Annotated in this window: 13 protein-coding genes; 4 read left to right on the top strand and 9 right to left on the bottom strand. The window is 69.3% G+C overall.

Annotated elements, in window-relative coordinates; genetic code table 11:
• Window positions 1-35 precede the first annotated feature (35 nt).
• Genes speB through V6V89_RS29600 form a run of 6 tightly spaced genes read right to left on the bottom strand, consistent with a single transcriptional unit; the run spans window position 36 to window position 6,273 of the window.
• Window positions 36-1,037: an agmatinase gene (speB, locus tag V6V89_RS29575; RefSeq protein WP_334622766.1), complete on the bottom strand. Its 1,002-nt coding sequence runs from the start codon at window positions 1,035-1,037 to the stop codon at window positions 36-38.
• The gene (locus tag V6V89_RS29580; RefSeq protein WP_334622767.1) at window positions 1,034-2,236 is read right to left on the bottom strand and encodes a saccharopine dehydrogenase family protein; all 1,203 of its coding nucleotides are present in this window, start codon (window positions 2,234-2,236) and stop codon (window positions 1,034-1,036) included. The genes speB and V6V89_RS29580 overlap by 4 nt, the downstream gene beginning before the upstream one ends.
• A complete protein-coding gene (locus V6V89_RS29585; protein ID WP_334622768.1) occupies window positions 2,236-3,033 on the bottom strand; it encodes an ABC transporter permease in 798 nt (265 codons plus the stop codon). Before V6V89_RS29585 ends, V6V89_RS29580 begins: the two co-directional genes overlap by 1 nt.
• Entirely contained in the window at window positions 3,033-3,935 is a 903-nt protein-coding gene (locus V6V89_RS29590) for an ABC transporter permease (protein ID WP_334622769.1), read from the bottom strand. The genes V6V89_RS29585 and V6V89_RS29590 overlap by 1 nt, the downstream gene beginning before the upstream one ends.
• Window positions 3,932-5,053, bottom strand: a complete 1,122-nt coding sequence (locus tag V6V89_RS29595; RefSeq protein WP_334622770.1) for an ABC transporter ATP-binding protein — start codon at window positions 5,051-5,053, stop codon at window positions 3,932-3,934. The genes V6V89_RS29590 and V6V89_RS29595 overlap by 4 nt, the downstream gene beginning before the upstream one ends.
• A 2-nt stretch (window positions 5,054-5,055) precedes the next feature.
• A complete protein-coding gene (locus V6V89_RS29600) occupies window positions 5,056-6,273 on the bottom strand; it encodes a polyamine ABC transporter substrate-binding protein (protein WP_334622771.1) in 1,218 nt (405 codons plus the stop codon).
• Window positions 6,274-6,407: 134 nt separating this feature from the next.
• Between V6V89_RS29600 and V6V89_RS29605 the strand changes: the two genes are divergently transcribed.
• The 3 genes from V6V89_RS29605 (at window position 6,408) to V6V89_RS29615 (ending at window position 9,579) form a co-directional block, all read left to right on the top strand.
• Entirely contained in the window at window positions 6,408-6,875 is a 468-nt protein-coding gene (locus V6V89_RS29605) for an Lrp/AsnC family transcriptional regulator (RefSeq protein WP_334622772.1), read from the top strand.
• Between the two features lie 80 nt (window positions 6,876-6,955).
• On the top strand, window positions 6,956-8,302 hold the full coding sequence (locus tag V6V89_RS29610; protein WP_334622773.1) for an aspartate aminotransferase family protein: 1,347 nt from the start codon (window positions 6,956-6,958) through the stop codon (window positions 8,300-8,302).
• 8 nt (window positions 8,303-8,310) lie between these two features.
• Entirely contained in the window at window positions 8,311-9,579 is a 1,269-nt protein-coding gene (locus V6V89_RS29615) for an NAD(P)/FAD-dependent oxidoreductase (protein WP_334622791.1), read from the top strand.
• A gap of 11 nt (window positions 9,580-9,590) precedes the next feature.
• On the opposite strand, the gene V6V89_RS29620 is transcribed toward V6V89_RS29615, so the two are convergent.
• Window positions 9,591-9,959, bottom strand: coding sequence for a DUF3499 domain-containing protein (locus V6V89_RS29620; RefSeq protein WP_334622774.1), 369 nt, complete (start codon window positions 9,957-9,959; stop codon window positions 9,591-9,593).
• Between the two features lie 101 nt (window positions 9,960-10,060).
• On the opposite strand from V6V89_RS29620, the gene V6V89_RS29625 reads away from it, so the two are divergent.
• Window positions 10,061-10,510, top strand: coding sequence for a metallopeptidase family protein (locus V6V89_RS29625; RefSeq protein WP_334622775.1), 450 nt, complete (start codon window positions 10,061-10,063; stop codon window positions 10,508-10,510).
• Between the two features lie 90 nt (window positions 10,511-10,600).
• Here the strand turns inward: V6V89_RS29625 and V6V89_RS29630 are convergent, their stop codons facing one another.
• Both V6V89_RS29630 and V6V89_RS29635 read right to left on the bottom strand, forming a co-directional pair.
• Window positions 10,601-10,858: a WhiB family transcriptional regulator gene (locus V6V89_RS29630; RefSeq protein WP_265248766.1), complete on the bottom strand. Its 258-nt coding sequence runs from the start codon at window positions 10,856-10,858 to the stop codon at window positions 10,601-10,603.
• 249 nt (window positions 10,859-11,107) lie between these two features.
• Complete coding sequence (locus V6V89_RS29635) at window positions 11,108-13,585, bottom strand: bifunctional FO biosynthesis protein CofGH (RefSeq protein ID WP_334622776.1); 2,478 nt, start codon at window positions 13,583-13,585, stop codon at window positions 11,108-11,110.
• Window positions 13,586-13,627 lie beyond the last annotated feature (42 nt).

Here is a 13,627-nt window from a genome sequence, read left to right on the forward strand (position 1 = left end):
AATCTCACTCGGCTGGGAGGGCCGCAGCTGCCCCGTCAGCGGCCGTCGAGCAAGGGTTGGCGGGGGTCCCAGGGGATGCCGGTGCGGCGGCGGGCTATCGCGGAGAGGGCTTCGAGCACGACGCGGTTGCCGAGGTACGCGGTCACGTCGGCCTGGTCGTACGGCGGGGCGACCTCGACGACGTCCACGCCCACCACGGGCAGTTCGTAGCAGCACCGGCGGACCGCGTCGAGCAGTTGCCGGCCCGTTAACCCGCCGGGTTCTGGCGTGCCGGTGCCGGGCGCCATGCCGGGGTCGACCACGTCGATGTCGACGGACAGGAAGACGCCGTCGCAGTCGTCGACCGCGATCGCGTACGCCTCGGTCAGGCACTCGTCGAGGCCGCGCGCCACGATCTCGGTCATCTCGTACGAGCGCATCCGCTGCTCGGCCATCCAGGACAGCGTCTCCGGCCCGGGCCAGTACCCGCGAAGGCCGATCTGGAGGAAGCGGTCGCCGCGTACGGCGCCGGACTCGATGAGACGGCGCATCGGCTGGCCGTGGCCGTACAGTGAGCCGAACGCGGAGTGCCCGGTATCGGCGTGCGCGTCGAAGTGCACCATCGACACCCGGCCGAACCCGAGGTGCCTCGCGACTCCGGTCGCGTCCGGCAACGCGATGGAGTGGTCGCCGCCGAGGATGATGGGTATCGCGCCGCTGGTGGCTACCGCCGCGACGGCCTCCTCCAGCGCGCCGAGCGAGCGCTCGATGTCGCCGCTGAACATCTCCACGTCGCCGGCGTCGTACACGCGCAGGTCGCGCAGCGCGTCGACGCGCAGTGCGAGAGACGGTCGGGAGCCGTCGTGGGGCAGGTAGCACGCCTTCCGGATCGCCGACGGCCCGAAGCGGGTGCCGGGGCGGTGCGAGGTGCCGCCGTCGAAGGGCGCGCCAACGATGACGACGTCGGCGCCGGCGTACGACGCGGTGTCGGTCAGGTCGCAGCGGTCGACGCCCAGAAACGTCAGGTCCGGCCCGTACATGGCTCCGTATCGGCTCATCGCTCCTGCATACCCCACGGCGAGCCGTAGTCGCCGAGAAGATCCAGAAATGGTCGCGGCGGGAACGCCTCCGGACCGAGCACACCGGCACCGGACCAGGTGCCCGACGCGAGCAGTTCGAGGGCGACCACGGGGTTGATGGCGGTCTGCCATACGACCGCCTGGTGCCCGTACTCCGCCATCGACCACTGGTTGTCGACCACGTGGTACAGGTACACCTCGCGTGGGGTGCCGGCGGGTGACGTGCCGCGCACCCAGGTGCCGGCACAGGTCTTGCCGCGCATGCGGTCGCCGAGCGTCGCCGGGTCGGGCAGGCAGGCGGCCACCACGTCGCGCGGCGCGACCGACACGCCACCCACGCGCACCGGGTCGGTGCCGTCGAGGCCGAGCTTGTGCAGCGTACGCAGGACGTCGATGAACTCGGCGCCGAGGCCGTACTTGAACGTGACCCGGCCGGCCTTGACCCAGCGTGGGATCAGCAGCACCTCTTCGTGCTCGACGTTGACGCACTCGACCGGCCCGATGCCCTCGGGAAAGTCGAACAGCTCGGGCTCGGAGAACGGCTCGGTGGTGTGCCAGCCGCGCACCGCGTCCCAGATCACCGGCGGGTTCAGGCACTCCTCGATGGTGGTCCAGATGGAGAACGACGGTGCGAAGTCGTAGCCCTCCACGACGAGGTTGGCCCCGTCGCGCACTCCGATCTCGTCGATGGTGGCGAAGAGCTCGTCGGCGGCGTACCGGGCGAAGACGTCGGACAGGCCCGGTTCGACGCCGATGCCGACGAGCGCGAGCCGACCGGCGGCCTCCCACGCCTCCGACTGGGCGAACTGCGCGTCGCCCAGTTTCACACCGCATTCCTCGTACGGGCGGTCGGGGTGCGGGCGGGACAGTGACATCGCCATGTCGAGGTAGTGCGCGCCCGCCTGGAACGCGCCTTCGAAGATGGGCATGACGAACCGCGGGTCGACCGCGTTGAGCACGTGCGTGATCCGGTGCTCCCGGCAGAGCGCCTCCACCGCATCCGCCGACGAGGCATCCACATGAGCGGGGATGAACCGGTCGTCCACTGTGGAAGCGGCGCGGCCGGCGCGGGCCGGATCGTAGTCGGCCACGACGACCGAGTCGTAGAACGACCGCCTGGCGGCGATCGAGACCACGGCCGAACCGACCCCGCCGGCGCCGAGCACGAGGACCCGCATCAGGCGTACACCGCCCGGCGCCGCCGAACCATCGTGCCGAGCACCAGCAGCAGCGATACCAGGAACATGGCGGTGCCGATCACGTTGACCTGCGGCGGGATGCCGCGCTGGGAAGCACCCCACACGTACATGGGGAACGTGACCGTGGTGCCCGAGTTGAAGTTCGTGATGATGAAGTCGTCGAAGGACAGTGAGAACGCCAGCAGCGCGCCGGCCACGATGCCAGGAAACACCAGCGGCAGCGTGATGCGGCGGAACGCCTGCCACTCGTTGGCGTAGAGGTCCATCGCCGCCTCCTCCAGCCGCGTGTCCAAGCCGGACAGCCGCGCCTTCACGGTCACCACGACGAAAGACACGCAGAACATGACGTGGGCGATGACGACGGTCCAGAACCCCAGCGGCGCGCCCCCGGCCACGAAGAGGGCGAGCAGCGACGAACCCATCACCACCTCGGGCGTGGCCATCGGCAGGAAGATGAGCAGGTTGGTGGCGCCCCGGCCGCGGAAGCGGTGCCGCACCATCGCGAACGCCATCAGCGTGCCCAGTACGGTCGCCGCGACGGTGGCGACGAATCCGATCTGGACGCTGCGCACGACCGCGTCACACATGTCGCCAGGGCCGCACGGGCTCGTCCAGTTGTCCAGAGTGAACTCGTTGAAGTCGTACGAGAGGCGGCTCGACGGCCGGTTGAACGAGAGGCCGACCACCACCGCGATCGGCAGGAAGAGGTATCCGAGCACGAGCAGCCCGATGGCGAGAATCCAGTGGTCGGCGACCCAACGCCCCAGACGGTGCATCAGACCACCTCGTCCGTGCCGGCTCGCTTGATGTACACGAACACTATCGCCAGGATCGCTGCCATCAGGATGAACGACAGCGCGGCCGCCTGTGGATAGTCGAGGCGCACGAGGAACGCCGAGTCGATGACGTTGCCGATCATGTACTCGTTGGGCGTGCCGAGCAGTTCGGCGTTGATGTAGTCGCCGGCCGCTGGGATGAACGTCAGGAGCGTGCCGGCGACCAGGCCGGGCATCGACAACGGCAGGGTCACCTTGGCGAAGGCGCGGGCGGGGCTCGCGTACAGGTCGTTCGCCGCCTCCAGCAGCCGGCCGTCGAGCCGGTCCAGATTGGCGTACAGCGGAAGCACCATGAACGGCAGGAAGTTGTACGTGAGGCCGAGCACCACCGCGATCGGAGTGGCCAGCAACCGGCCATTCGCGTCGAGCAGGTGCAGGTCGCGTAGGACACCTACCACCGCGCCGTTGTCCGACAGGATCGTCTTCCACGCGAGCGTGCGCACCAGAAAGCTGGTGAAGAACGGCGCGATGACGCACACCAGCATGAGGTTCTTCCAGCGGCCCGCCTTCTGCGCGATCGCGTACGCCAGCGGGTAGCCGAGCAGCAGGCACAGCACGGTGGCGATGCCGGCGTACACGAGCGAGCGCGCGAAGTGCGGCCAGTACTGGCTGAGCGCGTCGGTGTAGTTGCCGAACGCCCACGTCATCGCGTAGCCCTGTTCGAGGGAGCCGCTCGGGTCGTAGAGGCTGGTGGCGCCGAGCTGGAAGATGGGCACCGCAAAGAAGAGCGTCAGCCACAGCCCGCCCGGCAACAGCAACAGGTACGGCAGCCACTTGCCACTCCGCCGGCGCGGCGGCGGTGCCGGTGTGTCAGAGGCCGGCAGGTGCGCGATGACGCTCATGGAACGGATTCCAGTAGCGGTTGGGTCGCGTCGCCAGCGCCCGGCTCGCGGCGCAGGAGGAACGCGTGCCGGGGGTGCCAGTACGCGGCCACGTCGGCGCCCACCGGGACCTGCTCGGCCACCCCGCTGTTCGGCGCGAACACGGAAAGCTCGGTGCCCCAGGCGGTGCGAACGAGGTACTGCGTGCTGACGCCCACATAGGACGAGTCGGTGACGACGCCGGTGACGTACTGGTGGCCAGCTGGTACCTCGTCCACCATCGCCGCCAGGCGGAGCTTCTCTGGGCGTACTCCTAAATAGACGGAGCCCGCGTCGGCCCGGCAGCGGCCGGCGGGCAGCGAGAAGCGACCGCCGTACGCCGTCACTTCCACGTCGTCGCCGGCCTTGCCGGCGACGTCCCCCGCGAGCAGGTTGGACTGGCCCAGGAAGTTGGCGACGAACGGGCTGGCCGGGTACTCGTACAGTTCGGCCGGTGCGCCGAGCTGCTCGATCTGGCCGGCGTTCATCACCGCGACCGTGTCGGCCATCGTCATGGCCTCCTCCTGGTCGTGGGTGACGTGCACGAACGTGAGCCCCACCTCGGTCTGGATGCGCTTCAGCTCTATCTGCATCTGCCGTCGGAGCTTGAGGTCGAGCGCGCCGAGCGGCTCGTCGAGCAGCAGCACCTGCGGCTCGTTGATGAGCGCGCGGGCAAGCGCGACCCGCTGTTGCTGGCCGCCGGAGAGCTGGGTGGGGCGGCGCTTGCCGTACCCGTCGAGCTGCACCAGGGAGAGCATGCGCGCGACCCGCTCCGGCACGTCGCGCACGCCGCGCCGCCGCAGGCCGAACGCGACGTTTTCGAAGATGTCGAGGTGTGGGAAGAGCGCGTAGCTCTGGAAGACGGTGTTGACCGGCCGCTTGTACGGCCGCAGGCGGCTGATGTCTTCGCCGTCGAGCAGCACCTGGCCGCTCGTCGGCTCCTCCAGCCCGGCCACCATCCGCAGCGTCGTGGTCTTGCCGCAGCCGGACGCGCCGAGCAGGGCGAAGAACGAGCCCTGCGGCACGGTGAGGCTGAGGTCGTCTACCGCCGTGAAGATCCCGAACCGCTTGGTCAGGCTGACCAACCGAAGATCGCCCATGCCTACGCCCCGATGGCTTGCTGGAACTTCTGCGAGTATGTCCGTTCCTGGGCCTCGTCGAGGGCCATGAAGACCTTGGTTCGGCCGAGCGTCGCGTCGTCCGGGAAGATCAGCGGGTTCGCGGCCAGCTCGGGGTCGATCTTGGTGATCGCTTCCTGGGCGCCCTGGACCGGGCAGATGTAGTTCACGTAGGCGGCCAGCTCGGCCGCCACCGCCGGCTCGTAGTAGTGGTTCATGAGCTTCTCGGCGTTGGCCTTGTGGGTGGCCTTGTTGGGCACCAGCATGTTGTCGGACCAGAGCATGACTCCAGAGTCCGGCGCGACGAACTGGATCTTTTCGTTCTCCGCGGTCAGCTGGAGCACGTCGCCGGACCAGGCGATGCACGCCGCGATGTCACCTTTGGCCAGGTCGGGGGCGTAGTCGTTGCCCGTGAACCGGCGGATTTGCCCAGACGCCACCGCGCGCTTGAGCTTCTCCAGTGCGTCGTCGAACTGGGCCTCGGTGAAGTTGCCGGGATCGTGCCCGTTCGACAGCAGCAGCAGGCCCATCGTGTCGCGCATCTCGGTCAGGCAGGTCACCTTGCCCTTGAGGTCGGCGCGGGTGAGCAGCTCGTCGACGGTGCGCACCTCGCCGGTCACGGCGCCGTTGTACGCGATGCCACTCAGCCCGGACTGCCACGGCACGGCGTGGTCGTCGCTGGAGTCGATCGGCCGGCCGCGCAGCGACTGGAGCAGGTTGGCCTGGACGTTCGGGATGGCGGCCTTGTCGAGTTTCTGGATCCAGCCGAGCCGGATCACGCGCCCCGCCATCCAGTCGGTCAGCACGAAGATGTCGCGGCCCGTCGACTGGCAGTTGGCGAGCTGGTTGCGCACCTTGCCGAAGAACTCGTCGTTGTCGTTGACGTCCTCGGTGTAGGTGACCTGGATGCCGGTGTTGCTCTGGAATGCTTCGAGAGTGGGCCGCTTGGACTCGTCGTTTTCGTCGACGTCCAGGTACTGCGGCCAGTTGGAGAACGCGAGCTTCTTCTCCGTGCTGGAGAGGTCGTCGCTGACGCAGCTAGCCTCGTTCTGTTTGGTGCCCTCGGTGCCGCAGGCGGCCAGCGTGCCGCCCGCGGCGACCACCAGGGCGCTTCGCATCAGGGTGCGCCGCTTGACGGTGGCCAGCGCGGTCAGCAGGGAGGCGGCTTCCGGTGACGGAGAGCGATGGTGGGGGTAGCGCATCGACGACTCCCAGGGTTGCGCGGTGAGACGACCGATCCTGACATGGTGATCCTAGTCTCACAAGGGATTCCGTCGCAGATCTATGATTTTGCAACGAAATACGTTAGAAACATCGACCCCCGGAAAGGTACGGCATGGTTCGTGAGGGAGCCAGCCACGTGCTGCTCGACGACATCGCCAAGCAGATCATCGAGCAGCTTCAGGAGGATGGGCGGCGCCCGTACGCCACGATCGGCAAGGCGGTCGGGCTCTCCGAGGCGGCGGTCCGGCAGCGGGTACAGCGGCTGCTCGACGCCGGCGTCATGCAGATCGTGGCGGTCACCGACCCGCTCCAGCTCGGCTTTCCCCGGCAGGCCATGATCGGCCTGCGCACCACGGGTGACCTGGAGACGATCGCCGACCGGCTGGCGGAGATCGATGAGGTCGACTACGTGGTGATCACCGCCGGCTCGTTCGACCTGCTCACCGAGGTGGTCTGCCGCAACGACGACCACCTGCTGGAGATCATCAGCCGGCTCCGCGAGGTGGAGGGCGTGGTCGCGACGGAGGCGTTCGTGTACCTGAAGCTACGCAAACAGACATATTCCTGGGGAACCGCCTGACTACGGATTTCGTTGCTACTCCCCTCTTTGGCAACGGGATCACTTGCCTATCCGCGCAGCCGTATGCGGTAATCGTTGACATGGGGAACGCCACTGATCACCTCTGGATGCACTTCACCCGGATGGCGAGCTACCGCGACGAGGAAGTACCCACGATCGTGCGCGGCGAAGGCGCCTACATCTGGGACGCCCAGGGTCGCCGGTACCTCGACGGGCTCGCCGGACTCTTCGTGGTCAACGCCGGCCACGGGCGCACCGAGCTCGCCGAGGCAGCCGCCAAACAGGCCGCCGAGCTGGCGTTCTTTCCCCTCTGGTCGTACGCGCACCCGGCCGCGATCGAGCTGGCCGAACGGATCTCAGCACTGACTCCGGGCGACCTCAACCGGGTTTTCTTCACCACGGGCGGCTCCGAAGCCGTCGAGGCGGCCTGGAAGCTGGCTCGCGCCTACTACAAGCGGATCGGCAAGCCCACCAAGCACAAGGTGGTCAGCCGGTTCATCGCGTACCACGGGACGTCGATGGGCGCGCTGTCGATCACCGGGTTGCCGAGCATCAAGAGCGACTTCGAGCCACTGGTGCCGGGTGGCATCAAGGTGCCGAACACGAACTTCTACCGCGCCCCGGAGCACGGCGACGACCTTGAGGCGTTCGGCCGCTGGGCGGCCGACGAGATCGCCCGCGCCATCGAACGCGAGGGCCCAGACACGGTCGCGGCGATCTTTCTGGAACCGGTCCAGAACTCCGGCGGCTGCTTCCCGCCGCCACCCGGGTACTTCCAGCGGGTCCGCGAAATCTGCGACGAGTACGACGTGCTGCTCGTCTCCGACGAGGTGATCTGCTCGTGGGGGCGGCTCGGCACGTACTTCGGCGCCGAACGGTACGGGTACCAGCCGGACATCATCACCACCGCCAAGGCGCTCACGTCCGGGTACTCCCCGCTCGGCGCGATGATCGCCTCCGACCGGCTGATCGAGCCGTTCCTGGCCGAGCAGGGCATGTTCGCGCACGGCGTGACGTTCGGCGGGCACCCGGTCTCGTGCGCCGTCGCGCTGACGAACCTCGACATCTTCGCCCGCGAAGACCTCGTCGGCCACGTCCGCGCCAACGAAGACGCGTTCCGGTCCACGTTGGAGCGCTTGGGAGACCTGCCGATCGTCGGGGACATCCGCGGCGACGGGTACTTCTACGGGATCGAGCTGGTGAAGGACAAGGCGACCCGGGAGACGTTCGACGACGCCGAGTCCGAGCGGCTGCTGCGCGGCTTCCTTTCCACCGCGCTCTTCCAGGCCGGCCTGTACTGCCGGGCCGACGACCGGGGTGACCCCGTGGTGCAGCTCGCGCCGCCGCTCATCGCCGAGCAGCCACAGTTCGACGAGATGGAGCAGATCCTGCGTGCGGTGCTGACCGAGGCGTGGCAACGGTTGTGAACCTCTGGATGTCCACAGTGGGCTCTTTGCAGCCGCGACCGCCACTGCCAGGGCCGATCGTCGCCGACGTCGCGATCGTCGGTGCCGGATACACGGGACTGTGGACGGCGTACTACCTGGCGCGGGCCGAGCCGTCGCTGCGGATCGCCGTGGTGGAGAAGGAGATCGCCGGGTTCGGGGCGTCCGGGCGCAACGGCGGCTGGTGCTCCGCGCTCTTCCCCACACCCGCGCCCCTGCTTGCCCGCAGGCACGGCAAGGCCGGCGTCGTGGCGATTAGGCGCGCGATGGAAGCCACAGTGGACGAGGTCGGGCGGGTGGCAGCCGCCGAGGGCATCGACTGCGACTGGGCGAAAGGCGGCACGGTCACACTGGCCCGGACACCGGCACAGCTCCGTCGTGCCGAAGCCGCCGTTCGGGAGACGGAGGACCTTGTGCTCCTCAGCGCCGACGAGGCCCGCAAGCGGTGCGGCGCCACACGGGTGCTCGGCGGCACGTACACGCCCAACTGCGCGGCCATCCACCCGGCTCGGCTGGTGCGCGGCCTCGCGCGGGCGGTGGAGGCCCGGGGCGTCACGATCTACGAGGGCACGCCGGCGCTGCGGCTGCGCAAGGGCGCCGTCGACACACCTGCCGGCGCGGTACGGGCACCCGTCGTCATACGGGCCACCGAGGCGTACACGTCGGGGCTGCCGGGCCTGCGGCGGGCTATCGCGCCGATCTACTCGCTGATCGTGGCGACACCGCCGCTGCCGGACGCGTTCTGGGTGGACGCCGGGCTGGCCGAGCGGGAGACGTTCTCCGACTTCCGGCGGCTGATCATCTACGGCCAGCGCACGGCCGACAACCGGCTGGTCTTCGGCGGGCGCGGGGCGCCGTACCACTTCGGGTCGCGGACGCGGCCGGAGTACGACAGCGAACCACGCGTGTTCGAGGCGCTGCGCCGGACGCTCGCGGATCTGTTCCCGGCACTCGGGTCGGTGCCCCTGACGCACTCGTGGGGTGGTGCGGTGGGCATCCCCGCGGACTGGTCGGCCTCGGTGGGGCTCGACCGGAGCACCGGGCTGGGCTGGGCCGGCGGGTACGTCGGCGACGGTGTCGGCACCGCGAACCTCGCCGGGCGTACCCTCGCCGACCTGGTCCTTGGCGTGGAGAGCGACCTGACCGCGCTGCCCTGGGTGGGGCACCGGTCGCCGCACTGGGCGCCCGAGCCGCTGCGCTGGGTCGGCGTCAACGCGGTCCGCAAGCTGGTGACCTGGGCGGACGCCGCCCGCCTCTAGCGAGGCAGCCGCTAGTGGGCTGGGGGGATCACGCGGAGGTGGCCCCGGCGGCCCTGCTGGTGTGGGTGCGGGTGGGGGTCGGGAAGATCTTCGTCCTGGCGCTGCACCGGACGGGCTGCCTCGCGCACGGCCTCGGCCAGGGCGACCAGGTCGTCCGTCGTCGGCGGAGGGGGCGCGAACTCGCCGTCGTGCCGCACCAACTCCCACCCGCGGGGGGCGGTCAGGCTGCGGGCATGGGGCTCGCACAGGTCGTACGTGTGCGGCTCGGCAAATGCCGCCAAAGGCCCCACAACAGCCGTGCTGTCGTTGTAGACATAGGTCAACGTGGCGACGGCTTGGCGGGGGCAGCCGTTTCGGGAGCAGCGCCGTGGTGACCTCACGGCGGCACGTTATCTCTCCTACCCGCTTCGGCGCTCAGGATGGCGCTGCGACACGCCGGCCGCGTGAGTTGGTCGGTGCGGAGTGCGACTACATTCTTGACGTGAGCAGTCCCGAACCCCGTCGCCCCGGCGCCGGCCGCCGCACCCATCGTGACCGGCATGGGCGCGGCCTGCGTGGCCGGCTGGTGCCCGCCACGGTGCCGCTGGCCCGCACCAAAGCGGAGATCTTCGACGATCTTGTGCTCGACACGGTCGAGAGCCTGGAGCGGCGGTTCGCCAAGGAGCTGGCTGGTGTCGAGTTCGCGGTCGAAGATGTGCCGCCGGATCTGAACGTCTACGACTCTGACGTGCTCGAAGACGGCGAGGTGCCCCTGGCCCGGCTGCTGCCGGGGCGCCCTGGGCGGCAGGAGGTGCCGCCCCGGATCGTGCTCTACCGCCGCCCGCTGGAATTTCGGGCCATGGACCGTGACGATCTGGCCGATCTAGTGCATGACGTCATCATCGAACAGGTCGCGAACCTGCTCGGTGTGGACCCGGACGAGCTGGCCTGAGCAAACCGAACCAGAATTCGGGTCGTTCGCCGTCGTTGGTCGCCACGGCTCCCTTACCGACACAAAGCACCCACGCCCCCCGCGCGGGTCTCAGGCCACCCGTCGCTTGAGCTTGCGGCGCTCCCGTTCGGAGAGTCCGCCCCAGATGCCAAAGCGCTCGTCGTGCGCTAGCGCGTACTCCAGGCACTCGGCCTTGACCTCGCACCGCGAGCAGATGCGCTTGGCTTCGCGGGTCGATCCGCCCTTCTCCGGGAAGAACGCCTCCGGGTCGGTCTGCGAGCACAGTGCGCGCTCCTGCCATTCCGGCGCGTCCCCGATCAGGTCGGCCGCCTCCAATGGGCCGTCCATCAGCATGCCCCCTTCTAGCGCACCAGCTGCGTCGCCGGCGCAACCCCCCACGCGGAAGGCGTGTCATTTGTCCGAACAGTGTTGGTTTAACCTATACTATTCGAACAACCCCAGTGAAATTACACGCGTGTAATGCGTGCGTCGTCAAGCGGAACCTGATAAATAGGGGCCGCCTTCCGGCGCGCCGCGGAAGACTCGCGGTACGCCTAACCGATTCACCCCCCACCTGGGTAACGCCCCGTAGGCGCGTCACCGGGAGAGGTACGCCGTGGTGCGCTCGCGCGCTGGCCGTCCGGCAGCCGCCGCGATCGCGCGCAACTGCTCGACGGTGCGGGCCGAACCGTTGTCGGAACCGGCCATCCTGGAGATCGTCTCCTCCATCAGCGTGCCGCCCAAATCATTGCAGCCACCCTCGAGCATCGCCACGGTGCCCTCGTCGCCGAGCTTCACCCAGGAGCACTGGATGTTGGCGATCCGGCCGTGCAGGAGGACCCGCGCCATCGCGTGCACGGCACGATTTTCCCGCCACGTCGGGCCCGGACGGGCGATGCCGGCAAGATAGATCGGCGCGTTGGTGTGCACGAACGGCAGTCCCACGAACTCGGTGAAGCCGCCCGTGCGGTCCTGCACGCCGGCCAGTACCCGGAAGTGGCCCAGCCACTGCCGCGGATGGTCGACATGGCCGTACATCATCGTGGAGCTGGACCGGATGCCCAGCTCGTGCGCCGTGGTGACCACCTCGACCCAGGTGGCCGCCGGCAGTTTGCCCTTGGTCAGCACCCAGCGCACATCGTCGTCGAGGATCTCCGCGGCGGTACCCGGGATCGTGTCGAGCCCGGCCTCGCGCAGCATGGTCAGCCAGTCTCGGATCGACATGCCGGCCTTCGACGCGGCGGTCACGATCTCCATCGGCGAGAACGCGTGCACGTGCATCTGCGGCACCCGCTCCTTGACCCCGCGCACCAGGTCGGCGTACGCGGTGACCGGCAGCTTCGGGTCGATGCCGCCCTGCATGCACACCTCGGTGGCGCCCGCCCGCCAGGCCTCCTCGGCCCGATCGGCCACCTGCTCGACCGAGAGGCGATAGGCGTCGGCGTCGCGCTCGCGCTGGGCGAACGCGCAGAACCGGCAACCGACGTAGCAGACGTTGGAGAAGTTGATGTTCCGGTTCACCACGTACGTGACGTCGTCGCCCACGGCCGCCTTGCGCAGCTCGTCGGCGATCCGGCACAGCTCGTCGAGGGCGATGCCGTCGGCGTTGAACAGCGCCACAGCCGAATCCTCGTGCTCCGGCAGCAGCAGCGCCGCCGGGTCGGTGGCCGCGAGCTTGAGCCCGGCGAGCACATCGGAATCCGTGTGCGCCGCGACCGGCGTCGCCACGTGGTCGGCCACCGCGGCCCAGTCGCCGTACACGTTGTCGAAGTCGCCGCGGCGATCGCCGGTCCGGCCGGTGGTGTCGATCGTCTCGTGCAGATCGGTGCGACCGGTGGGCACCGAGTCGTCCGGCTCCTGCCAGGGACGGCCCACCAGCGGCGCGTCTGGATTGGCCAGGCCATCGGGCAGGGCCAGCGCCGAGACGTGCGGCATGATCCGAGGGTCGAGCCACGGGTCGCCGCGCTGGGCGTACTCGGGATAGATGGCCAGGCGCTCGCGCAGTGCGAATCCCGCGGCGGCCGACCGCTCCCTCAGCTCGTCGATCTGCGGCCATGGCCGCTCCGGGCTCACGTGGTCTGGAGTGACCGGCGAGACGCCGCCCCAGTCGTCGATGCCCGCGCGCAGCAGGAGGTCGTATTCGCCGGCGATGAGGTTGGGCGGCGCCTGGATGCGCGCGCGAGGGCCGAGCAGGATGCGCGCGACGGCGACCGTCGCGGCGAGGTCGGTGAGCTCCGCGTCGGGCATGCCGCGCATGGCGGTATCCGGCTTGGCGCGGAAGTTCTGGATGATGGATTCCTGGATGTTCCCGTACTCGCGGGCGACGCGGCGGATCGCGAAGAGCGAGTCGGCGCGCTCGGGGAGCGTCTCGCCGATGCCGATCAGGATGCCCGTGGTGAACGGCACGCCGACCCGACCGGCGTCTTCGAGCACCCGGAGCCGCACGGCTGGTTCCTTGTCGGGCGAGCCGTAGTGCGGGCCGCCCTGCTCGCTCCACAGGCGAGTCGCGGTGGTCTCCAGCATCATGCCCATGCTGGCGGCGACCGGCTTCAGCCGCTGGAGGTCGGCCCAGGAAAGGACGCCGGGGTTGAGGTGCGGGAGAAGGCCGGTCTCTTCGAGTACCGCGATGGCGCATGCCCGCACATAGTCCAGTGCGGACTCGTAGCCGCGCTCGTCGAGCCACTGGCGGGCGGCGGGCCACCGCTCCTCGGGCCGGTCGCCGAGCGTGAAAAGCGCTTCCTTACAGCCGTGGGCGGCGCCGGCGCGGGCGATGTCGAGCACTTCGTCCCGCTCCAGGAAGGCCGCCGGGAGCCGGTGCGGCACGGTCGCGAACGTGCAGTAGTGGCACCGGTCGCGGCAGAGCCGGGTGAGCGGGATGAAGACATTCTTGGAGAACGTGATGACGCCCGGCCGGCCGGCGTCACGCAGTCCCGCGTCGCGGATCGCGCCGGCGATGGTGAGCAGTTCGTCGAGGGCCTCGCCGCGAGCGGCCAGCAGGGTGGCGGCCTCGTCGACGTCTAGCGCCTTGCCGTCGGCGGCCCGGCGCAACGCCCGCCGCAAGCTGTGATCCACCACCCGAGTCAGCCTAGCCCTCACCGTGCCTCAGGCCGCCGAGAC

The organism is Micromonospora sp. CPCC 206061, assembly GCF_036906915.1.
Classification (GTDB): domain Bacteria; phylum Actinomycetota; class Actinomycetes; order Mycobacteriales; family Micromonosporaceae; genus Phytohabitans.

What these genes read in the sequence shown, in the direction of transcription:
- speB (WP_334622766.1), bottom strand. Translation starts at nt 1,037, where the DNA reads ATGAGCCGATACGGAGCCATGTACGGGCCGGACCTGACGTTTCTGGGC.
- V6V89_RS29580 (WP_334622767.1), bottom strand. Translation starts at nt 2,236, where the DNA reads ATGCGGGTCCTCGTGCTCGGCGCCGGCGGGGTCGGTTCGGCCGTGGTC.
- V6V89_RS29585 (WP_334622768.1), bottom strand. Translation starts at nt 3,033, where the DNA reads ATGCACCGTCTGGGGCGTTGGGTCGCCGACCACTGGATTCTCGCCATC.
- V6V89_RS29590 (WP_334622769.1), bottom strand. Translation starts at nt 3,935, where the DNA reads ATGAGCGTCATCGCGCACCTGCCGGCCTCTGACACACCGGCACCGCCG.
- V6V89_RS29595 (WP_334622770.1), bottom strand. Translation starts at nt 5,053, where the DNA reads ATGGGCGATCTTCGGTTGGTCAGCCTGACCAAGCGGTTCGGGATCTTC.
- V6V89_RS29600 (WP_334622771.1), bottom strand. Translation starts at nt 6,273, where the DNA reads ATGCGCTACCCCCACCATCGCTCTCCGTCACCGGAAGCCGCCTCCCTG.
- V6V89_RS29605 (WP_334622772.1), top strand. Translation starts at nt 6,408, where the DNA reads ATGGTTCGTGAGGGAGCCAGCCACGTGCTGCTCGACGACATCGCCAAG.
- V6V89_RS29610 (WP_334622773.1), top strand. Translation starts at nt 6,956, where the DNA reads ATGGGGAACGCCACTGATCACCTCTGGATGCACTTCACCCGGATGGCG.
- V6V89_RS29615 (WP_334622791.1), top strand. Translation starts at nt 8,311, where the DNA reads ATGTCCACAGTGGGCTCTTTGCAGCCGCGACCGCCACTGCCAGGGCCG.
- V6V89_RS29630 (WP_265248766.1), bottom strand. Translation starts at nt 10,858, where the DNA reads ATGGACGGCCCATTGGAGGCGGCCGACCTGATCGGGGACGCGCCGGAA.